At 51.3% G+C, this 21,626-nt stretch carries 22 protein-coding genes and 1 other annotated feature; of the genes, 16 read left to right on the top strand and 6 right to left on the bottom strand.

Annotation, left to right across the window (positions count from 1 at the left end; translation table 11 throughout):
* Positions 1 to 86 precede the first annotated feature (86 nt).
* Together sltY and trpR are read left to right on the top strand one after the other, a co-directional pair.
* Positions 87 to 2,024, top strand: coding sequence for a murein transglycosylase (gene sltY / locus HEN21_RS06675; protein ID WP_176252560.1), 1,938 nt, complete (start codon positions 87 to 89; stop codon positions 2,022 to 2,024).
* 89 nt (positions 2,025 to 2,113) lie between these two features.
* A complete protein-coding gene (gene trpR / locus HEN21_RS06670) occupies positions 2,114 to 2,440 on the top strand; it encodes a trp operon repressor (protein WP_000068670.1) in 327 nt (108 codons plus the stop codon).
* Between the two features lie 84 nt (positions 2,441 to 2,524).
* Here trpR and yjjX read toward each other — a convergent pair whose 3' ends face one another.
* Positions 2,525 to 3,046 carry an inosine/xanthosine triphosphatase gene (yjjX, locus tag HEN21_RS06665; RefSeq protein WP_000546620.1) on the bottom strand — a complete coding sequence of 174 codons (522 nt, stop codon included), beginning with the start codon at positions 3,044 to 3,046 and terminating at the stop codon, positions 2,525 to 2,527.
* 51 nt (positions 3,047 to 3,097) lie between these two features.
* Here yjjX and gpmB point away from each other — a divergent pair, with 51 nt between their 5' ends.
* A complete protein-coding gene (gene gpmB, locus HEN21_RS06660) occupies positions 3,098 to 3,745 on the top strand; it encodes a 2,3-diphosphoglycerate-dependent phosphoglycerate mutase GpmB (protein ID WP_000942335.1) in 648 nt (215 codons plus the stop codon).
* Here gpmB and robA read toward each other — a convergent pair.
* Complete coding sequence (gene robA, locus HEN21_RS06655; RefSeq protein ID WP_000371672.1) at positions 3,742 to 4,611, bottom strand: MDR efflux pump AcrAB transcriptional activator RobA; 870 nt, start codon at positions 4,609 to 4,611, stop codon at positions 3,742 to 3,744. The genes gpmB and robA overlap by 4 nt on opposite strands.
* A gap of 211 nt (positions 4,612 to 4,822) precedes the next feature.
* Between robA and creA the strand changes: the two genes are divergently transcribed.
* Genes creA through creD form a run of 4 tightly spaced genes read left to right on the top strand, consistent with a single transcriptional unit; the run spans position 4,823 to position 8,832 of the window.
* Positions 4,823 to 5,296 (top strand): protein CreA, encoded by a 474-nt coding sequence (creA, locus tag HEN21_RS06650; RefSeq protein WP_176252559.1) that lies wholly within the window; start codon positions 4,823 to 4,825, stop codon positions 5,294 to 5,296.
* 12 nt (positions 5,297 to 5,308) lie between these two features.
* Positions 5,309 to 5,998, top strand: a complete 690-nt coding sequence (gene creB / locus HEN21_RS06645; protein ID WP_176252558.1) for a two-component system response regulator CreB — start codon at positions 5,309 to 5,311, stop codon at positions 5,996 to 5,998.
* Positions 5,998 to 7,422: a two-component system sensor histidine kinase CreC gene (gene creC, locus HEN21_RS06640; RefSeq protein WP_176252557.1), complete on the top strand. Its 1,425-nt coding sequence runs from the start codon at positions 5,998 to 6,000 to the stop codon at positions 7,420 to 7,422. Before creB ends, creC begins: the two co-directional genes overlap by 1 nt.
* A gap of 57 nt (positions 7,423 to 7,479) precedes the next feature.
* Positions 7,480 to 8,832, top strand: coding sequence for a cell envelope integrity protein CreD (gene creD, locus HEN21_RS06635; RefSeq protein WP_176252556.1), 1,353 nt, complete (start codon positions 7,480 to 7,482; stop codon positions 8,830 to 8,832).
* A gap of 57 nt (positions 8,833 to 8,889) precedes the next feature.
* Here creD and arcA read toward each other — a convergent pair whose 3' ends face one another.
* Positions 8,890 to 9,606: a two-component system response regulator ArcA gene (arcA, locus tag HEN21_RS06630; RefSeq protein WP_001194358.1), complete on the bottom strand. Its 717-nt coding sequence runs from the start codon at positions 9,604 to 9,606 to the stop codon at positions 8,890 to 8,892.
* Positions 9,607 to 9,701: 95 nt separating this feature from the next.
* On the opposite strand from arcA, the gene yjjY reads away from it, so the two are divergent.
* The 7 genes from yjjY (at position 9,702) to HEN21_RS06595 (ending at position 16,508) form a co-directional block, all read left to right on the top strand.
* A complete protein-coding gene (yjjY, locus tag HEN21_RS06625; RefSeq protein WP_001303782.1) occupies positions 9,702 to 9,842 on the top strand; it encodes a YjjY family protein in 141 nt (46 codons plus the stop codon).
* A gap of 399 nt (positions 9,843 to 10,241) precedes the next feature.
* The gene (locus tag HEN21_RS06620) at positions 10,242 to 10,928 is read left to right on the top strand and encodes a tRNA/rRNA methyltransferase (protein WP_105285263.1); all 687 of its coding nucleotides are present in this window, start codon (positions 10,242 to 10,244) and stop codon (positions 10,926 to 10,928) included.
* A gap of 213 nt (positions 10,929 to 11,141) precedes the next feature.
* Positions 11,142 to 11,207 (top strand): thr operon leader peptide, encoded by a 66-nt coding sequence (gene thrL / locus HEN21_RS06615; protein WP_001386572.1) that lies wholly within the window; start codon positions 11,142 to 11,144, stop codon positions 11,205 to 11,207.
* Positions 11,143 to 11,262 (top strand) — a sequence feature (Thr leader region). It overlaps the preceding gene by 65 nt.
* 25 nt (positions 11,263 to 11,287) lie before the next feature.
* The gene (thrA, locus tag HEN21_RS06610; protein WP_001264717.1) at positions 11,288 to 13,750 is read left to right on the top strand and encodes a bifunctional aspartate kinase/homoserine dehydrogenase I; all 2,463 of its coding nucleotides are present in this window, start codon (positions 11,288 to 11,290) and stop codon (positions 13,748 to 13,750) included.
* 1 nt (position 13,751) lies between these two features.
* A complete protein-coding gene (gene thrB, locus HEN21_RS06605; protein ID WP_176252555.1) occupies positions 13,752 to 14,684 on the top strand; it encodes a homoserine kinase in 933 nt (310 codons plus the stop codon).
* Positions 14,685 to 15,971 (top strand): threonine synthase, encoded by a 1,287-nt coding sequence (gene thrC, locus HEN21_RS06600; RefSeq protein ID WP_176252554.1) that lies wholly within the window; start codon positions 14,685 to 14,687, stop codon positions 15,969 to 15,971.
* Positions 15,972 to 16,193: 222 nt separating this feature from the next.
* Entirely contained in the window at positions 16,194 to 16,508 is a 315-nt protein-coding gene (locus HEN21_RS06595; RefSeq protein ID WP_194309646.1) for a DUF2502 domain-containing protein, read from the top strand.
* 163 nt (positions 16,509 to 16,671) lie between these two features.
* Here the strand turns inward: HEN21_RS06595 and yaaA are convergent, their stop codons facing one another.
* Complete coding sequence (yaaA, locus tag HEN21_RS06590; RefSeq protein ID WP_176252553.1) at positions 16,672 to 17,448, bottom strand: peroxide stress protein YaaA; 777 nt, start codon at positions 17,446 to 17,448, stop codon at positions 16,672 to 16,674.
* A gap of 69 nt (positions 17,449 to 17,517) precedes the next feature.
* The gene (locus tag HEN21_RS06585) at positions 17,518 to 18,948 is read right to left on the bottom strand and encodes an alanine/glycine:cation symporter family protein (protein WP_176252552.1); all 1,431 of its coding nucleotides are present in this window, start codon (positions 18,946 to 18,948) and stop codon (positions 17,518 to 17,520) included.
* A gap of 279 nt (positions 18,949 to 19,227) precedes the next feature.
* On the opposite strand from HEN21_RS06585, the gene tal reads away from it, so the two are divergent.
* Both tal and mog read left to right on the top strand, forming a co-directional pair.
* Complete coding sequence (gene tal / locus HEN21_RS06580) at positions 19,228 to 20,181, top strand: transaldolase (RefSeq protein ID WP_000130187.1); 954 nt, start codon at positions 19,228 to 19,230, stop codon at positions 20,179 to 20,181.
* A 114-nt stretch (positions 20,182 to 20,295) separates the two neighbouring features.
* Positions 20,296 to 20,883, top strand: coding sequence for a molybdopterin adenylyltransferase (mog, locus tag HEN21_RS06575; RefSeq protein WP_001094685.1), 588 nt, complete (start codon positions 20,296 to 20,298; stop codon positions 20,881 to 20,883).
* Positions 20,884 to 20,916: 33 nt separating this feature from the next.
* On the opposite strand, the gene satP is transcribed toward mog, so the two are convergent.
* A complete protein-coding gene (gene satP / locus HEN21_RS06570) occupies positions 20,917 to 21,483 on the bottom strand; it encodes an acetate uptake transporter (RefSeq protein ID WP_000528538.1) in 567 nt (188 codons plus the stop codon).
* Positions 21,484 to 21,626 lie beyond the last annotated feature (143 nt).

The following is a 21,626-nucleotide window of genomic DNA, read 5'->3' as shown; positions in this document are numbered from 1 at the left end:
TGGCGCAAACGGCAATGACTGGTTAGCATAAATCTATTAGGCGGCATGACGCTGCATTGATGTATTTACACTTAGAGGATGCGCTTGTGGAAAAAGCCAAACAAGTTACCTGGCGGCTGTTGGCTGCCGGTGTCTGTCTGCTGACGGTCAGCAGCGTGGCGCGAGCCGACTCACTGGATGAGCAGCGTAGCCGTTACGCGCAAATCAAGCAGGCCTGGGATAATCGACAAATGGACGTGGTCGAACAAATGATGCCATCCCTGAAGGATTATCCACTTTATCCCTACCTGGAATACCGCCAGATCACCGATGATCTGATGAATCAACCGGCGGTCACGGTCACTAACTTTGTTCGTGCTAACCCAACGCTTCCTCCGGCTCGCGCACTACAATCTCGTTTCGTCAATGAACTGGCGCGGCGTGAAGACTGGCGTGGCTTGTTAGCTTTTAGCCCGGAAAAACCAGGGACTACCGAAGCGCAATGTAATTACTACTATGCAAAATGGAACACCGGGCAGAGTGAAGAAGCCTGGCAAGGGGCGAAAGAGCTGTGGCTAACCGGCAAGAGCCAGCCTAACGCTTGCGATAAGTTGTTTAGCGTCTGGCGCGCGTCCGGTAAGCAAGAACCACTGGCTTATTTAGAGCGTATCCGCCTGGCGATGAAAGCGGGCAATACCGGATTGGTGACAGTACTCGCAGGGCAGATGCCTGCCGATTATCAAACTATCGCCTCGGCGATTATTTCACTGGCGAACAACCCTAATACGGTACTGACCTTCGCACGTACTACCGGAGCGACTGATTTTACCCGCCAGATGGCAGCGGTGGCGTTTGCCAGCGTGGCGCGCCAGGATGCAGAAAACGCACGGCTGCTGATCCCGTCGCTTGCCCAGGCGCAGCAGCTTAATGAAGAGCAGATTCAGGAGCTACGCGATATCGTCGCTTGGCGTCTGATGGGCAATGACGTCACCGACGAGCAGGCGAAATGGCGCGATGACGCCATTATGCGTTCGCAATCCACGTCGTTAATTGAACGACGCGTGCGGATGGCGCTTGGCACTGGCGACCGTTCTGGCCTGAATACCTGGCTGGCACGCTTGCCGATGGAAGCGAAAGAGAAAGATGAATGGCGCTACTGGCAAGCGGATTTACTGCTGGAACGCGGTCGTGAAGCGGAAGCAAAAGAGATTTTGCATCAACTCATGCAACAGCGTGGTTTCTACCCGATGGTTGCTGCACAGCGGATCGGCGAAGAGTATGAGCTGAAGATTGATAAAGCGCCGCAGAATATCGACAGTGCTCTGACTCAGGGGCCGGAGATGGCGCGCGTGCGCGAGTTGATGTACTGGAATCTCGATAACACCGCGCGTAGCGAGTGGGCCAATCTGGTGAAGAGCAAGTCAAAAACAGAGCAGGCACAGCTGGCGCGGTATGCTTTCAACAACCAATGGTGGGATCTTAGCGTTCAGGCGACGATCGCCGGGAAACTGTGGGATCATCTGGAAGAGCGATTCCCGCTGGCCTACAACGATCTTTTCAAACGCTACACCAGTGGCAAAGATATCCCGCAAAGCTATGCAATGGCGATTGCTCGCCAGGAGAGCGCCTGGAATCCGAAAGTGAAGTCGCCGGTAGGCGCCAGCGGTCTGATGCAGATTATGCCGGGCACAGCGACCCATACGGTGAAAATGTTCTCAATTCCAGGTTACAGCAGCCCAGGACAATTGCTGGATCCGGAAACGAACATCAACATTGGCACCAGTTACCTGCAATATGTTTATCAGCAGTTTGGTAATAACCGCATTTTCTCATCGGCAGCCTATAACGCTGGACCAGGACGGGTACGCACCTGGCTTGGCAACAGCGCCGGACGTATCGACGCTGTGGCATTTGTCGAGAGTATTCCGTTCTCCGAGACGCGCGGTTATGTGAAGAACGTGCTGGCTTATGACGCGTATTATCGCTATTTCATGGGCGATAAACCGATGCTTTTGAGCGCCACAGAATGGGGGCGTCGTTACTGAACCGCCCGTTTATGATATGCTATCGTACTCTTTTGCGAGTACAACCGGGGGAGGCATTTTGCTTCCCCCGCTAACAATGGCGACACACTATGGCTCAACAATCACCCTATTCAGCAGCGATGGCAGAACAGCGTCACCAGGAGTGGTTACGTTTTGTTGACCTGCTTAAGAATGCCTACGAAAACGATCTCCATTTACCGCTGTTAAACCTGATGCTGACGCCGGATGAGCGCGAAGCGTTGGGGACTCGCGTGCGTATCGTAGAAGAGTTGTTGCGCGGTGAAATGAGCCAGCGTGAGTTAAAAAACGAACTCGGCGCGGGCATTGCGACCATTACTCGTGGATCGAACAGCCTGAAAGCCGCACCCGTCGAGTTGCGCCAGTGGCTGGAAGAAGTGCTGCTGAAAAGCGATTGATTTTGTAGGCCTGATAAGACGCGCCAGCGTCTTATCAGGCATCGTGCACCGAATGCCGGATGCGGCGTGAACGCCTTCTCCGTCCTACAATGGCTGATACACCGCATTATGAAACGGACTCAGCGCCAGGATCACCGCCTGGTGATAGACGCTGGTGCGGGTGAGTTTCCCGGCGGTAAACACGCCGATTGCTCCTTCTTTACGACCAATCTCATCAATGCCGGTATAGCGCGACATCACGGGGCCAAGCGCCTCACCTTCACGCACTTTCTCCAGAATCACCGCAGGCAACGGCAAAGTTGCTGAACGCGCTTCACCACGCTGGCTGGCGTTTTCAATCACCACCCAACTGAAGGTGCTGTCACCATCAATACCCGCTTCAATCGCTACCCAAAAATCAGCCTCTGGGCGTAAATGACGGGAATTTGCTACCCGATTTCGTGCGCCAGCACGCGTTTCCTCACTGCCAAAGGGCTGTTCCGGTACGCCGCTCTCGACGGCAACGGACTCAATGTGGCAGGATCCTTCGCCGAAGATCTCGTGAAATGCCTGCAGAATGGCCTGAATTTTAGCGGGATTGGTGGTCGCACAGACAACATGGTGCATAATCAGGATTACTCACAAAATTAACGTTAAAGCAGTATACGGAAAAAAAGCATGTTACAGGTATACCTTGTCCGCCACGGTGAAACCCAGTGGAACGCCGAGCGACGTATTCAGGGCCAGTCTGACAGCCCGCTGACTGCAAAAGGTGAGCAACAGGCAATGCAGGTGGCGAACCGTGCCAAAGAGCTTGGCATTACGCATATCATCAGTAGTGATTTAGGCCGCACCCGGCGTACGGCGGAAATCATCGCCCAGGCTTGTGGTTGTGACATCATCTTTGATTCCCGCTTGCGTGAGTTAAATATGGGCGTGCTGGAGAAAAGACATATTGACTCTCTGACTGAAGAAGAAGAGAACTGGCGTCGTCAGCTCGTCAATGGCACCGTTGACGGGCGTATTCCTGAAGGCGAGTCGATGCAGGAACTTAGCGATCGCGTTAACGCAGCACTGGAATCTTGTCGGGATTTACCACCGGGAAGTCGACCGCTGCTGGTGAGCCACGGTATCGCGCTGGGATGCCTGGTGAGTACCATTCTGGGCTTACCTGCATGGGCAGAACGACGCTTACGTCTGCGTAACTGTTCTATTTCGCGCGTGGATTATCAGGAAAGCCTGTGGCTGGCATCTGGCTGGGTCGTTGAAACAGCAGGGGACATCTCGCATCTGGACGCCCCTGCATTAGACGAGCTACAGCGTTAACGACGTATCGGAATAAGCAGCTCGCAGCGCAGATTAATTGGGCGATCTCCCGCTTTGGCATCTTCTGCCGGGTAGTATCGCTCAATATCCTGGCCTTTACGGCGAGTCAGGTTGAGCATCGGCATACAGGTTCCGTATACCGTCAGAATAAACTCCTGCACGCCGGTTCCCAGACCTTCGTAGGTAAACATCACATAGTCGCCGCCCTGCAACAGCACCGGATGCCCGGTCAGTACATAGCCGTCGGCTTGATCCCGAGCCAGAGCCGTGGTGTAAAACACTTCTTGCTCGTCGTCTTTATCCTGGCTTGGACGCGTTTCGTTCAAACCGTAAAGCACTGGCGGAATGGTTGGCGAGTTACCGAGAAAATCGTGCCAGAACTGGTAGCGCATTTCATGGCGGAAATCAGAGATTTGCTCCAGCGAGCAGGAGTAGCTCTGGGTAACACCAATCAGCGGCGTATCTTCCAGGGTGACAAATTTGTGCTCTGGCATGGTAAATTCACCCAGACGTAGCGGCGGGCGAATACCAAAGGCGCTCCATTCAGGAGAACGGCGGTAAAGTGCGGGAGTCTGGGCAAACTGCTTCTTGAATGCGCGGGTAAATGTCTGTTGAGAGTCGAAGCGGTATTGCAGCGCGATATCCAGAATCGGACGCGCAGTCAGGCGTAGTGCGACCGCCGATTTCGACAAACGACGAGCACGAATATACGCGCCAATAGCATGGCCAGTGACATCTTTAAACATTCTCTGTAAGTGCCACTTGGAATAACCTGCTTTCGCCGCTACATTGTCGAGCGACAGGGGCTGATCCAGATGACCTTCCAGCCAGATTAAAAGGTCGCGAATAATGCCGGCCTGATCCATAAAATATCCTCATCCTTTCAACAACGAGCACCTGACATCAGGTAATTGGATAATAGCATTTTTTGCTGTTTTAGCATTCAGTGTTTTTTTCTTAGCAGAGTATGTTTTAGGTCTTGACGGAGATAAAAGAATTGAGATTTTGTTCTTAATCAATATGTTATTTATCGTGACGAACTAATTGCTCAGTGTAACTTATAAAAATGGTAACAATATGAAATACAAGCATTTGATCTTGTCCTTAAGCCTGATAATGCTGGGGCCATTGGCACATGCGGAAGAAATTGGTTCGGTCGACACCGTATTTAAAATGATCGGCCCGGATCACAAAATTGTCGTAGAAGCCTTTGACGATCCCGATGTGAAAAACGTCACCTGTTATGTGAGTCGGGCGAAAACCGGCGGTATTAAAGGAGGATTAGGTCTGGCGGAAGATACTTCCGATGCGGCCATTTCCTGCCAGCAGGTAGGGGCGATTGAACTGTCGGATCGCATTAAAAACGGCAAAGCTCAGGGTGAAGTCGTGTTCAAAAAACGGACTTCTCTGGTCTTTAAGTCGTTACAGGTCGTGCGTTTCTATGACGCCAAACGCAACGCGCTCGCTTACCTGGCTTACTCCGACAAAGTTGTTGATGGTTCACCGAAAAATGCCATCAGCGCCGTTCCTGTCATGCCGTGGCGACAATAACAGAGGCGATTTATGCAACGGGAAACGGTCTGGTTAGTGGAAGACGAGCAAGGGATAGCTGACACGCTGGTCTACATGTTGCAGCAGGAAGGTTTTGCCGTCGAATTCTTTGAACGGGGCTTACCGGCGCTGGATAAAGCGCGCCTGCAGGTTCCTGACGTTATCATTCTCGATATCGGCCTGCCCGATATTAGCGGTTTCGAACTGTGTCGCCAGTTGCTGGCGCTGCATCCTGCATTGCCCGTACTGTTTCTGACCGCCCGTAGTGAAGAGGTGGATCGCCTGCTTGGGCTGGAGATTGGCGCTGACGACTACGTGGCTAAACCATTTTCACCCCGCGAAGTGTGCGCCAGAGTGCGCACCTTACTGCGTCGGGTGAAGAAGTTTTCTACGCCGTCTCCCGTCATCCGTATTGGTCATTTTGAACTGAATGAACCTGCGGCGCAGATAAGCTGGTTTGACACGCCATTAACGCTGACGCGGTACGAATTTTTGTTGTTGAAAACGTTACTCAAGTCGCCAGGCCGTGTCTGGTCACGCCAGCAATTGATGGATAGCGTCTGGGAAGATGCACAGGACACTTACGATCGCACCGTCGATACTCACATCAAAACGCTGCGCGCCAAACTGCGCGCTATAAATCCCGACCTTTCGCCGATTAATACTCATCGCGGAATGGGATACAGTCTGAGGAGCCTGTAATGCGCATCGGGATGCGCCTGTTGCTGGGCTATTTTTTACTGGTGGCGGTGGCGGCCTGGTTCGTACTGGCAATTTTTGTCAAAGAAGTTAAACCGGGCGTGCGAAGGGCGACGGAAGGGACGCTGATCGACACCGCAACGTTGCTGGCGGAGCTGGCGCGTCCCGATTTGCTCTCTGGTGACCCCGAGCATGGACAACTGGCGCAGGCGTTTAACCAGCTACAAAATCGCCCGTTTCGCGCCAATATCGGCGGCATTAACAAAGTGCGCAATGAATACCATGTCTATATGACCGATGCGCAGGGCAAAGTATTGTTCGATTCGGCAAATAAAGCCGTGGGGCAGGATTATTCCCGCTGGAATGATGTCTGGTTAACGTTGCGTGGTCAGTATGGCGCGCGTAGCACGTTGCAAAATCCTGCCGATCCCGAAAGTTCTGTAATGTATGTTGCCGCGCCGATTATGGACGGTTCGCGGCTAATTGGTGTTTTGAGCGTAGGCAAACCGAACGCAGCGATGGCGCCGGTCATTAAACGCAGTGAGCGGCGAATTTTATGGGCGAGTACCATTTTGTTGGGGATTGCGCTGGTGATTGGCGCGGGAATGGTTTGGTGGATCAACCGCTCCATTGCCCGGCTCACCCGCTATGCTGATTCCGTTACCGACAATAAGCCCGTTCCTCTCCCTGAACTCGGCAGTAGCGAGCTGCGTAAGTTAGCGCAGGCGCTGGAAAGTATGCGCGTGAAGCTGGAAGGGAAAAACTATATTGAGCAGTATGTTTACGCATTAACCCATGAGCTAAAAAGCCCACTGGCGGCGATTCGTGGCGCGGCGGAAATTTTACGTGAAGGCCCACCGCCGGAAGTAGTGGCTCGCTTTACCGATAATATTTTGACGCAAAATGCGCGAATGCAGGCGCTGGTTGAAACGTTATTACGCCAGGCAAGACTGGAGAATCGCCAGGAAGTGGTTCTTTCTGCGGTTGATGTAGCGGCATTATGTAACCGCATCAGCGAAGCGCGCACCGTGCAGCTGGCAGAAAAAAATATCACTCTGCATGTTATGCCCATTGAGGTTAACGTTGCTGCTGAACCTGCGTTACTGGAGCAGGCGCTGGGGAATTTACTGGATAACGCCATCGATTTCACTCCCGATCATGGCTGCATAACGCTTAGTGCTGTGGCAGATCAGGAGCAAGTCACGCTTAAGGTGCAGGATACCGGCAGTGGCATTCCTGACTACGCGCTGCCGCGCATTTTTGAACGTTTTTACTCTTTGCCACGTGCAAATGGGCAAAAAAGCAGTGGTCTGGGGCTGGCGTTTGTCAGCGAAGTTGCCCGTTTGCTCAATGGCGAAGTCACGCTGCACAACATGCCGGAAGGCGGTGTGCAGGCCTCGCTTCGGCTTCACCGTCACTTCACATAACTTCAAATTCTTCCCACATAGCCTTCATACACTGCCGCCATTGTAAAGGAGAAGACTATGTTGAAATCCCCCCTGTTCTGGAAAATGACCACTTTGTTTGGCGCGGTGTTGCTGTTGTTAATTCCATTAATGTTGATTCGGCAGGTGATTGTCGAACGTGCCGATTACCGTAGCGATGTTGAAGATGCAATTCGTCAAAGCACCAGCGGGCCACAAAAGTTGGTTGGGCCGCTTATCGCTATTCCTGTGACCGAGCTTTATACGGTGCAGGAAGAGGATAAAACTGTGGAGCGCAAGCGGAGTTTTATCCGTTTCTGGTTACCGGAGTCGTTGATGGTTAATGGCAATCAGAATGTGGAAGAACGCAAGATAGGGATTTATTCCGGCCAGGTCTGGCACAGTGATTTAACGCTGAAAGCCGATTTTGACGTTTCGCGTCTTAGCGAACTTAATGCGCCAAATATCACCTTAGGCAAGCCGTTTATCGTGATTAGCGTTGGTGACGCGCGTGGCATTGGCGTGGTGAAATCGCCTGAACTTAACGGAACGGCGTTGACTATTGAACCCGGCACCGGGTTAGAGCGAGGCGGGCAGGGCGTGCATATCCCTTTACCCGAAGGAGACTGGCTGAAGCAGAACCTGAAGCTGAATATGGCGCTGAATTTAAGCGGTACTGGTGATTTTTCTGTGGTTCCGACGGGACGTAATAGCGAGATGACCTTAACCAGCAACTGGCCGCACCCCAGTTTTTTAGGCGATTTTTTGCCAGCTAAACGGGAAATAAGTGCGTCCGGTTTTCAGGCGCAATGGCAAAGTAGCTGGTTTGCTAATAATCTCGGTGAGCGTTTTGCTTCAGGCAATGATAGCGGCTGGGAAAATTTCCCGGCGTTTAGCGTCGCAGTCACTACGCCAGCCGATCAGTATCAATTAACGGATCGGGCGACCAAGTACGCCATTTTGCTGATCTCGCTAACTTTTATGGCTTTCTTTGTTTTTGAAACATTAACGGCAAAGCGTTTACACCCGATGCAATATTTGCTGGTAGGGCTGTCATTGGTGATGTTTTATTTGCTCTTGCTGGCGCTTTCTGAACATACCGGTTTTACCGTGGCCTGGATAATCGCCAGTCTGATTGGGGCGTTAATGAACGGTATTTACTTGCAGGCAGTATTAAAAGGCTGGCGCAACAGCATGTTGTTTACCCTCGCGCTGTTGTTGCTGGATGGCGTGATGTGGGGACTGCTGAATTCTGCCGATAGCGCGCTGTTGTTGGGAACCAGTGTGCTGGTGGTGGCGCTGGCAGGCATGATGTTTGTGACACGTAATATCGACTGGTATGCGTTTTCACTGCCGAAAATGAAAACCAGCAAAGAAGCCACAATGGACGATGAGTTACGTATCTGGAAATAATGTTGAAAAATAAAAACGGCGCTAAAAAGCGCCGTTTTTTTGACGGTGGTAAGCCGATTAATCTTCCAGATCACCGCAGAAGCGATAACCTTCACCGTGAATGGTGGCGATGATTTCCGGCGTATCCGGCGTAGATTCGAAATGCTTACGAATACGACGGATTGTCACGTCTACAGTACGGTCGTGCGGCTTCAGCTCACGGCCGGTCATTTTCTTCAGCAGTTCAGCACGAGACTGAATTTTGCCTGGGTTTTCACAGAAGTGAAGCATGGCGCGGAACTCGCTGCGCGGCAGTTTGTACTGCTCGCCATCAGGGCCGATCAACGAACGGCTGTTGATGTCCAGTTCCCAACCATTGAACTTGTAGCTTTCAACGCTACGACGTTCTTCGCTGACAGTACCCAGATTCATGGTACGGGACAGCAGGTTGCGTGCACGAATAGTCAGTTCACGTGGGTTGAACGGTTTGGTGATGTAATCGTCTGCACCGATTTCGAGGCCGAGAATTTTATCGACTTCGTTGTCACGGCCAGTCAGGAACATCAACGCAACATTCGCCTGCTCGCGCAGTTCACGCGCTAACAGAAGACCGTTCTTACCCGGCAGATTGATATCCATGATCACCAGGTTGATGTCATATTCAGAGAGGATCTGATGCATTTCCGCGCCATCTGTCGCTTCGAAAACATCATAGCCTTCCGCTTCGAAAATACTTTTCAACGTGTTGCGTGTTACCAACTCGTCTTCAACGATAAGAATGTGCGGGGTCTGCATGTTTGCTACCTAAATTGCCAACTAAATCGAAACAGGAAGTACAAAAGTCCCTGACCTGCCTGATACATGCTGCAAATTAACATGATCGGCGTAACATGACTAAAGTACGTAATTGCGTTCTTGATGCACTTTCCATCAACGTCAACAACATCATTAGCTTGGTCGTGGGTACTTTCCCTCAGGACCCGACAGTGTCAAAAACGGCTGTCATCCTAACCATTTTAACAGCGACATAACAGGCTAAGACGTGCCGGACACCCAATAAAACTACGCTTCGTTGACATATATCAAGTTCAATTGTAGCACGTTAACAGTTTGATGAAATCATCGTATCTAAATGCTAGCTTTCGTCACATTATTTTAATAATCCAACTAGTTGCATCCTACAACTAATAAACGTGGTGAATCCAATTGTCGAGATTTATTTTTTATAAAATTATCCTAAGTAAACAGAAAGATATGTAGCGTTTTTTAACAATTGAACGGTTAGTACAGTCAAGAAATAGTTTAGCTTTTTTTAAGTTAAGTAAAGGGCTTTTTCTGCGACTTGCGTTAATATTTTGTAAATTCTCTCCGCGCAGTAAGTTGACATTCATCACTCTATTCGCGGTTATTTGGTCAAGAAGAGTAGCAACATGCGTTTGACGATTATTCTGGTCGCACCCGCCAGAGCAGAAAATATTGGGGCAGCAGCGCGGGCAATGAAAACGATGGGTTTTAGCGAACTGCGGATTGTCGATAGTCAGGCACACCTGGAGCCAGCCACCCGATGGGTTGCACATGGATCCGGTGATATTATTGATAATATTAAAGTTTTTTCAACGCTGGCTGAATCGTTACATGACGTAGATTTCACTGTTGCCACCACAGCGCGTAGTCGGGCGAAATATCATTACTACGCGACACCGGTGGAACTGGTGCCATTGTTGGAAGAAAAATCGGCGTGGATGAATCACGTGGCGCTGGTCTTTGGTCGTGAAGATTCCGGGCTGACCAACGAGGAACTGGCACTGGCTGATATTCTTACCGGTGTGCCAATGGTGGCAGATTACCCTTCGCTCAATCTGGGGCAGGCGGTGATGGTCTATTGCTATCAATTAGCAACATTAATACAACAACCGACGAAAAGTAACGCAACGGCAGACCAACATCAACTGCGCGCTTTACGCGAACGTGCCATGTCGTTGTTAACGACGTTAGCGGTGGCAGATGACACAAAACTGGTTGACTGGTTACAGCAACGTCTGGGGCTTTTAGAGCAACGGGATACCGCAATGTTGCATCGTTTGTTGCATGATATTGAAAAAAATATCACCAAATAAAAAACGCCACGTCATGTGGTTTTTAGGTTTTCATTCTGACTGCAACGGGAAATCTGTCTCTGAGTGGATTAAAAAAAGAGTACCTGCCAGCAGCTTATGAACTGGTTGCCTTCCGTGAGTAAATTAAAATTTTATTGACTTAGGTCACTAAATACTTTAACCAATATAGGCATAGCGCACAGACAGATAAAAATTACAGAGTACACAACATCCATGAAACGCATCAGCACCACCATTACCACCACCATCACCATTACCACAGGTAACGGTGCGGGCTGACGCGTACAGGAAACACAGAAAAAAGCCCGCACCTGACAGTGCGGGCTTTTTTTTCGACCAAAGATAACGAGGTAACAACCATGCGAGTGTTGAAGTTCGGCGGTACATCAGTGGCAAATGCAGAACGTTTTCTGCGGGTTGCCGATATTCTGGAAAGCAATGCCAGGCAGGGGCAGGTGGCTACAGTCCTCTCTGCTCCCGCCAAAATAACCAACCATCTGGTGGCGATGATTGAAAAAACGATTAGCGGCCAGGATGCTTTGCCTAATATCAGCGATGCCGAACGTATTTTTGCCGAACTTCTGACGGGACTCGCCGCCGCCCAGCCGGGTTTTCCGCTGGCGCAACTGAAAACTTTCGTCGATCAAGAATTTGCCCAAATCAAACATGTTCTGCATGGTATCAGCCTGTTGGGACAGTGCCCGGACAGCATCAACGCTGCGTTGATCTGCCGTGGTGAAAAAATGTCGATCGCCATTATGGCCGGTGTACTGGAAGCGCGCGGTCACAACGTTACCGTTATCGATCCAGTCGAAAAACTGCTGGCTGTCGGTCACTACCTCGAATCTACCGTCGATATTGCTGAATCCACCCGCCGTATTGCTGCAAGCCGCATTCCGGCTGACCACATGGTGCTGATGGCAGGCTTCACCGCCGGTAATGAAAAAGGCGAACTGGTGGTGCTGGGACGCAATGGTTCCGACTACTCCGCTGCGGTGCTGGCTGCCTGTTTACGTGCCGATTGTTGCGAAATCTGGACGGACGTCGACGGGGTCTATACCTGCGACCCGCGTCAGGTGCCCGATGCGAGGTTGTTAAAGTCGATGTCCTATCAGGAAGCGATGGAGCTTTCCTATTTCGGCGCTAAAGTTCTTCACCCCCGCACCATTACCCCCATCGCTCAGTTCCAGATCCCTTGCCTGATTAAAAACACCGGAAATCCACAAGCGCCAGGGACGCTCATTGGTGCCAGCCGTGATGAAGATGAATTACCGGTCAAGGGTATTTCCAATCTGAATAACATGGCGATGTTCAGCGTTTCTGGTCCCGGAATGAAAGGGATGGTCGGCATGGCGGCGCGCGTCTTTGCAGCAATGTCACGCGCCCGCATTTCAGTGGTGCTGATTACGCAATCGTCTTCCGAATACAGCATCAGTTTCTGCGTTCCACAAAGCGACTGTGTGCGAGCTGAACGGGCAATGCAGGAAGAGTTCTATCTTGAACTGAAAGAAGGCTTACTGGAGCCGCTGGCAGTGACAGAACGGCTGGCTATTATCTCGGTGGTGGGCGATGGTATGCGCACGCTGCGTGGGATCTCGGCGAAATTCTTTGCCGCGCTGGCTCGCGCTAATATCAACATTGTCGCCATTGCCCAAGGGTCTTCTGAACGTTCAATCTCCGTGGTGGTAAATAACGATGATGCGACCACTGGCGTGCGCGTTACTCATCAGATGCTGTTCAATACCGATCAGGTTATCGAAGTGTTTGTGATTGGCGTCGGTGGCGTTGGCGGCGCGCTGCTGGAGCAACTGAAGCGTCAGCAAAGCTGGCTGAAGAGTAAACATATTGATTTACGAGTCTGTGGCGTTGCCAACTCGAAGGCGTTGCTGACCAATGTGCATGGTCTTAACCTGGAAAACTGGCAGGAAGAACTGGCGCAAGCTAAAGAGCCGTTCAACCTTGGGCGCTTAATTCGCCTGGTGAAAGAATATCATCTGCTGAATCCGGTTATTGTTGACTGCACCTCCAGCCAGGCGGTGGCGGATCAATATGCCGACTTCCTCCGCGAAGGTTTCCACGTGGTGACTCCGAACAAAAAGGCCAACACCTCGTCGATGGATTATTACCACCAGTTGCGTTACGCGGCGGAAAAGTCGCGGCGTAAATTCCTCTATGACACCAACGTCGGTGCGGGATTACCGGTCATTGAGAATCTGCAAAACCTGCTCAACGCAGGTGATGAGTTGATGAAGTTCTCCGGCATTCTTTCAGGTTCGCTTTCTTATATCTTCGGCAAGTTAGACGAAGGCATGAGTTTCTCCGAGGCGACCACGCTGGCGCGGGAAATGGGCTATACCGAGCCGGATCCGCGTGATGATCTTTCTGGTATGGATGTGGCGCGCAAACTGTTGATTCTCGCCCGTGAAACTGGACGTGAACTGGAATTAGCGGATATTGAGATCGAACCTGTGCTGCCCGCAGAGTTTAACGCAGAGGGTGATGTTGCAGCTTTTATGGCGAATCTGTCACAGCTCGACGATCTCTTTGCCGCACGCGTGGCGAAGGCTCGTGATGAGGGCAAAGTTTTGCGTTATGTTGGCAATATTGATGACGATGGCGTCTGCCGCGTGAAAATTGCTGAAGTGGATGGTAACGATCCGCTGTTCAAAGTGAAAAATGGCGAAAATGCCCTGGCCTTCTATAGCCACTATTATCAGCCGCTGCCGTTGGTTCTGCGCGGATATGGGGCGGGCAATGACGTTACGGCTGCCGGTGTCTTTGCCGATTTGCTACGCACCCTCTCATGGAAGTTAGGAGTCTGACATGGTTAAAGTTTATTCTCCGGCTTCCAGTGCCAATATGAGCGTTGGGTTTGATGTGCTCGGCGCGGCGGTAACGCCTGTTGATGGCGAGTTGCTTGGGGATGTGGTGACGGTTGATGCGGCAGAGACATTCAGTCTCAACAACCTTGGGCGGTTTGCCGACAAGCTACCGTCAGAGCCACGAGAAAATATCGTTTATCAGTGCTGGGAGCGTTTTTGCCAGGAATTGGGCAAGCAAATTCCAGTGGCGATGACCCTGGAAAAGAATATGCCGATCGGTTCTGGCTTAGGTTCCAGCGCCTGTTCGGTGGTCGCGGCACTGGTAGCGATGAATGAACACTGCGGCAAGCCGCTCAATGATACCCGCTTACTGGCCTTGATGGGCGAGCTGGAAGGGCGTATCTCTGGCAGCATTCATTATGACAACGTGGCACCGTGTTTTCTTGGTGGTATGCAGTTGATGATCGAAGAAAATGGCATCATCAGCCAGCAAGTGCCGGGGTTTGATGAGTGGCTGTGGGTGCTGGCGTATCCGGGGATTAAAGTCTCGACGGCAGAAGCCCGGGCTATTTTACCGGCGCAGTATCGCCGCCAGGATTGCATTGCGCACGGGCGACATCTGGCAGGCTTCATTCACGCCTGCTATTCCCGTCAGCCTGAGCTTGCCGCGAAGCTGATGAAAGATGTTATCGCTGAACCCTACCGTGAACGTTTATTGCCAGGTTTCAGGCAGGCGCGGCAGGCGGTTGCGGAAATCGGCGCGGTAGCGAGCGGTATCTCTGGCTCCGGTCCGACCTTGTTCGCTTTGTGTGACAAGCCGGATACCGCCCAGCGCGTTGCCGACTGGTTGGGTAAGAACTATCTGCAAAATCAGGAAGGTTTTGTTCATATTTGCCGGCTGGATACGGCGGGCGCACGAGTACTGGAAAAATAAATGAAACTCTACAATCTGAAAGATCACAACGAGCAGGTTAGCTTTGCGCAAGCCGTAACGCAGGGGTTGGGCAAAAATCAGGGGCTGTTTTTTCCGCACGATCTGCCGGAATTCGGCCTGACCGAAATTGATGAGATGCTGAAACTGGATTTCGTCACCCGTAGCGCGAAGCTCCTTTCGGCGTTTATTGGTGATGAAATCCCGCAGGACGCACTGGAAGAGCGCGTTCGCGCGGCGTTTGCCTTTCCGGCTCCGGTTGCCAAAGTTGAAAGCGATGTCGGTTGTCTGGAACTGTTCCACGGGCCAACGCTGGCATTTAAAGATTTCGGCGGTCGCTTTATGGCGCAAATGCTGACCCACATAGCGGGCGATAAGCCAGTGACCATTCTGACTGCAACCTCCGGCGATACCGGGGCGGCAGTGGCTCACGCTTTCTACGGTTTACCGAATGTAAAAGTGGTTATCCTCTATCCGCGCGGCAAAATCAGTCCCCTGCAAGAAAAGCTGTTCTGTACGCTGGGCGGCAATATTGAAACCGTTGCCATCGACGGCGATTTCGATGCCTGTCAGGCTCTGGTGAAGCAGGCGTTTGATGATGAAGAACTGAAAGTGGCGCTGGGGTTAAACTCCGCTAACTCCATTAACATCAGCCGCTTGCTGGCACAAATTTGCTACTACTTTGAAGCTGTGGCGCAGTTGCCGCAGGAAGCGCGCAACCAGCTGGTTGTCTCGGTGCCGAGCGGTAACTTCGGCGATTTGACGGCAGGCCTGCTGGCGAAATCTCTCGGTCTGCCGGTGAAGCGTTTTATCGCTGCCACTAACGTGAACGATACAGTGCCGCGTTTCCTGCACGACGGGCAGTGGTCGCCAAAAGCCACCCAGGCGACGTTATCCAATGCGATGGATGTTAGCCAGCCGAATAACTGGCCGCGTGTGGAAGAGTTGTTCCGCCGGAAAGTCTGGCAACTGAAAGAGCTGGGTTATGCAGCGGTGGATGATGAAACCACGCAACAGACGATGCGCGAGTTAAAAGAGCTGGGCTATACCTCAGAACCGCACGCTGCTGTGGCTTACCGTGCGCTGCGTGACCAGTTGCATCCAGGCGAATATGGTCTGTTCCTCGGCACCGCACATCCGGCGAAGTTTAAAGAGAGTGTGGAAGCGATTCTCGGTGAATCGCTGGCGCTGCCAAAAGAGCTGGCAGAACGAGCTGAATTACCGCTGCTTTCTCATTATCTGCCCGCCGATTTTGCCGCGTTGCGCAAGCTGATGATGAATCATAAGTAGTATCCATTAATTTCCTGAAAATGGCCGGGCTTGCGTTTATGCAGTTCGGCTTTTTTATGGAGAAAACATGAGAAAAATCGACAGAAAAAAAGGAGAAATTTTCAATAAATGCGGTAACTTAGCTCTTTCAATTGTAGAGAATGACAACGGGGATTCTTTTACCGTAAGCTCCTGATATCGGCCCATAACTGGCAATGATAAAAGGAGTCACCTGTGAAAAAGATGCAACCTATCCTACTCGCACTTTCCCTGATTCTGGTCGCTCCTATGGCAGCGCAGGCTGGGGAAATAATGCTAGTACCATCAGTGACATTACAGATTGGCGATCGCGACCACCGTGGTTACTACTGGGATGGCGGTTACTGGCGTGACCGTGACTGGTGGTATCGAAATTATGAATGGCGAGACAATCGCTGGCACCCACACGGATCGCCGCGTCATAATTGGTATAATGATCATCGAAATGATCACCGTGGAGATCATCGACACGATCACGGCGGCGATCATCGTCCAGGTCCGGACAGTCACCATCGGTAAATATAAATGCCGGATGACCTCCGGCATTTGAGACTGATGACAAACGCCAAATTGCCTGATGCGCTACGCTTATCAGGCCTACGTGATCTCTACAATATATTGAATCTACATGTTTTGTAGACCGGATAAGGCGTTTACGCCGCATCCGACATTTACCACACACTTAACGCAGTTCGTAGCGTTTAAACACCAGTTCGCCATTGCTGGAGCTGGCTTCATCGAAGAAGTAACCTTCACTATTAAAACCAGTCAGTTGCTCTGGTTTGGTCAGGCGATTTTCAATAATAAAACGACTCATCAGGCCACGCGCTTTCTTAGCGTAGAAGCTAATAACCTTAAACTTACCGTTCTTCTCATCGAGGAACACCGGCTTGATAATCTCAGCATTCAGTTTCTTCGGTTTCACTGATTTAAAATACTCATCTGACGCCAGATTAATCACTACCTGATCGCCTTGCGCTTCGAGCGCCTCGTTCAGCTTGTTGGTGATCACATCACCCCAGAATTGGTACAGATCTTTGCCTCGGGCGTTTTCAAGACGGATACCCATCTCCAGACGATATGGCTGCATTAAATCGAGCGGGCGCAATACGCCATACAAACCGGAAAGCATACGCAAATGCTGCTGGGCAAAAGCGAAATCGTCTTCACTGAAGGTTTCGGCCTGTAAACCGGTGTAGACATCGCCTTTGAACGCCAGAATCGCCTGTCGGGCATTTTCTGGCGTGAAATCTGGCTGCCAGTCATGAAAGCGAGCGGCGTTGATACCCGCCAGTTTGTCGCTGATGCGCATCAGCGTGCTAATCTGCGGGGGCGTCAGCTTCCGCGCTTCGTGAATAAGCTGCTGTGAGTGATCTAACAGCTCCGGCAACGTATAGCGCGTGGTAGCCAACGGGCTTTGATAATCAAGCGTTTTCGCAGGTGAAATCAGAATCAGCATATCCAGTCCTTGCAGGAAATTTACAGCGACTGTAGCAAAAAAAGCGGATGAATTGATCGATAGTTGTGATTAGTCCCGCGAAACATCATCCCACGTATCAGGCGCGAGTTGCTGGTCGATATCCGGGTAGCGCAGTGGATCAAACACCGGACGCACACCAAGTTTACGCTGGCGAAGATAATCACTGGCAATGGTATGCACTACCGGAGAGAGCAGCAAAATAGCGGTCAGATTAGTGATAGCCATACACGCCATAATAATATCAGCCAGTTGCCACATCATGGGTAGGCTAAGTAGCGTGCCACCAATCACGGTGGTAAAGATGCAGATACGCAGGCACCAGATCGCTTTGGGGCTGTTCAGGCGTAAAAAGAAAAGGTTATTTTCTGCATAAATGTAATTGGCGACGATGGAGCTGAAGGCAAACAGAATTACCACTATTGTGACAAACTCTGCTCCCCAGGAACCCATTAGTGCTCGCATCGCTTTCTGGAGAAGTTGTATACCCTCCAGCGGCATATAGGTTGTACCGTTTCCGGCCAGTAATATCAGCATGGCGCTCGCCGTGCAGATGACCAGGGTGTCGATGAAAATGCCGATCATCTGGACAATGCCTTGCGCAGCCGGATGCGGCGGCCAGGATGCCGCTGCTGCCGCTGCGTTTGGTGTCGAACCCATTCCCGCCTCATTAGAAAACATACTGCGCTGAAAGCCGTTTGTAACCGCCTGACTCAGGGTGTAGCCTGCCGCGCCGCCTGCCGCTTCCTGCCAGCCAAAGGCGCTTTCAAAAATAGACCAAATGACGTGAGGAAGTTGCTCGATATTCATCGCACAAATGACCAGACTGGCGAGTACCCAGATTAATGCCATCGCGGGGACAAACCATTGCATCAGTCGGGCTACGCCATGAATACCGTGGGTTATCGCCAACAGGGTAAAGACGGCGAGAATGATGCCAGTTACTAATGGTGGAACATCAAACGCAAAATTCATCGCGCGGGCAACGGCGTTTGCCTGAACACCGCTGAAAATCAATCCGTAGGCAATGAACAAAAAGATAGCGAATAGCACGCCCATCCAGCGCATCCCCAATCCACGCGCCATATACCATGCTGGACCACCGCGAAACTGCCCATTAGCGTCACGTTCTTTATAAAGCTGGGCAAGGGAACATTCTGCAAAAGAGGTCGCCATGCCGATAAACGCGGCAATCCACATCCAGAAGATAGCACCGGGTCCACCGGCAGTAATGGCCAACGCAACACCTGCGAGGTTACCGCTGCCGACGCGCGCGGCAAGGCTGGTGCACAGTGACTGAAAAGAGGTTAAGCCACCCGGTTGGGGATGAACGCTATTTTTGAGACTTTTGCCAAACTGGCGAATATAGCGAAACTGAACGAATCCGGTGCGAAAAGTGAACCAGCAACCTGCACCGAAGAGCAGGTAGATCATCACTGATCCCCATAGGACATTGTTAATAAAAGAGAAAAAATCAGGCATTCGTATCCCTCTTGTCGCCGGCACGCGGTTACATTCCTGTGTAAACGTTACCAATTGATTAAGAATTATATACGATGTGCATTGGTAGATAACGCTTGGGTAGCATACTCGAGTTTTTGTTTAAAAATGGCGAGCGATATCAACGCAGTGTCAGAAAACCTAAACAGTCTCGCCTGGCTATAACCCTCTCGTCTGCGGTTGCGCTGTCGTTGCGTCGTGATATCATCAGGGCAGACCGGTTACATCCCCCTAACAAGCTGTTTAAAGAGAAATACTATCATGACGGACAAATTGACCTCCCTTCGTCAGTACACCACTGTAGTGGCCGACACTGGGGACATCGCGGCAATGAAGCTGTATCAACCGCAGGATGCCACAACCAACCCTTCTCTCATTCTTAATGCAGCGCAGATTCCGGAATACCGCAAGTTGATTGATGATGCTGTCGCATGGGCGAAACAGCAGAGCAACGATCGCGCACAGCAAATCGTGGACGCGACTGACAAACTGGCCGTAAACATTGGTCTGGAAATCCTGAAACTGGTTCCTGGCCGTATCTCCACTGAAGTTGATGCGCGTCTTTCTTATGACACTGAAGCGTCAATTGCGAAAGCAAAACGCCTGATCAAACTCTACAACGATGCGGGCATCAGCAACGATCGTATTCTGATCAAACTGGCGTCTACCTGGCAGGGTATCCGTGCTGCTGAACAGCTGGAAAAAGAAGGTATCAACTGTAACCTGACTCTGCTGTTCTCCTTCGCTCAGGCGCGTGCTTGTGCGGAAGCGGGCGTGTTCCTGATCTCTCCGTTCGTTGGTCGTATTCTGGATTGGTACAAAGCCAATACCGATAAGAAAGAGTACGCTCCGGCAGAAGATCCGGGCGTGGTATCTGTATCGGAAATCTACCAGTACTACAAAGAGCACGGTTATGAAACCGTGGTTATGGGCGCAAGCTTCCGTAATATCGGCGAAATTCTGGAACTGGCAGGCTGCGACCGTCTGACCATCGCACCGGCACTGCTGAAAGAGCTGGCTGAGAGCGAAGGGGCTATCGAACGTAAACTGTCTTACACCGGCGAAGTGAAAGCGCGTCCGGCGCGCATCACCGAGTCTGAGTTCCTGTGGCAGCACAACCAGGATCCAATGGCAGTAGATAAACTGGCGGAAGGTATCCGTAAGTTTGCTGTTGACCAGGAAAAACTGGAAAAAATGATCGGCGATCTGCTGTAATCATTCTTAGCGTGACCGGGAAGTCGGTCACGCTACCTCTTCTGAAGCCTGTCTGTCACTCCCTTCGCAGTGTATCATTCTGTTTAACGAGACTGTTTAAACGGAAAAATCTTGATGAATACTTTACGTATCGGCTTAGTTTCCATCTCTGATCGCGCGTCCAGCGGCGTTTATCAGGATAAAGGCATCCCTGCACTGGAAGAATGGCTGACATCAGCACTGACAACGCCATTTGAGCTGGAAACCCGCTTAATCCCTGATGAGCAGGCGATCATTGAACAAACCCTGTGTGAGCTGGTGGATGAAATGAGTTGCCATCTGGTACTCACTACGGGAGGGACTGGGCCGGCGCGCCGTGACGTGACGCCTGATGCAACGCTGGCAGTAGCTGACCGCGAGATGCCGGGCTTTGGTGAACAGATGCGCCAGATTAGCCTGCATTTTGTGCCGACGGCGATCCTTTCGCGTCAGGTTGGCGTGATTCGTAAACAGGCACTGATCCTTAACTTACCCGGTCAGCCGAAGTCTATTAAAGAGACGCTGGAAGGTGTGAAGGACGCTGAGGGTAACGTTGTGGTGCACGGTATTTTTGCCAGCGTACCGTACTGCATTCAGTTGCTGGAAGGGCCATACGTTGAAACGGCACCAGAAGTGGTTGCTGCATTCAGACCGAAGAGTGCAAGACGCGAAGTGAGCGAATAAAAAAATCCCCCCGAACGGGGGGATCTCAAACAATTAGTGGGATTCACCAATCGGCAGAACGGTGCGACCAAACTGCTCGTTCAGCACTTCACCCATCGCCAGATAGATTGCGCTGGCACCGCAAATCAGGCCAATCCAGCCTGCGAAATGGATGATTGCAGCGTTACCGGCAATATTACCGATAGCCAGCAGGGCAAACAGCACGGTCAGGCTGAAGAAAACGAATTGCAGAACGCGTGCGCCTTTCAGCGTGCCGAAGAACATAAACAGCGTAAACACGCCCCACAGACCCAGGTAGACACCAAGGAACTGCGCATTTGGCGCGTCGGTCAGACCCAGTTTCGGCATCAGCAGAATCGCAACCAGCGTCAGCCAGAAAGAACCGTAAGAGGTAAAGGCGGTTAAACCGAAAGTATTGCCTTTTTTGTACTCCAGCAGACCGGCAAAAATTTGCGCGATGCCGCCGTAGAAGATGCCCATAGCAAGAATAATACCGTCCAGGGCGAAATAACCCACGTTGTGCAGGTTAAGCAGAATGGTGGTCATGCCGAAGCCCATCAGGCCCAGCGGTGCCGGATTAGCCAACTTAGTGTTGCCCATAATTCCTCAAAAATCATCATCGAATGAATGGTGAAATAATTTCCCTGAATAACTGTAGTGTTTTCAGGGCGCGGCATAATAATCAGCCAGTGGGGCAGTGTCTATGATCTTTTGAGGGGAAAATGAAAATTTTCCCCTGTGTC

It is taken from the genome of Escherichia sp. 93.1518 (assembly GCF_013368915.2).
GTDB lineage: Bacteria > Pseudomonadota > Gammaproteobacteria > Enterobacterales > Enterobacteriaceae > Escherichia > Escherichia ruysiae.
The sequence above is the reverse complement of the archived record's forward strand: the minus strand, read 5'-3'. Positions and strand labels throughout refer to the sequence as shown.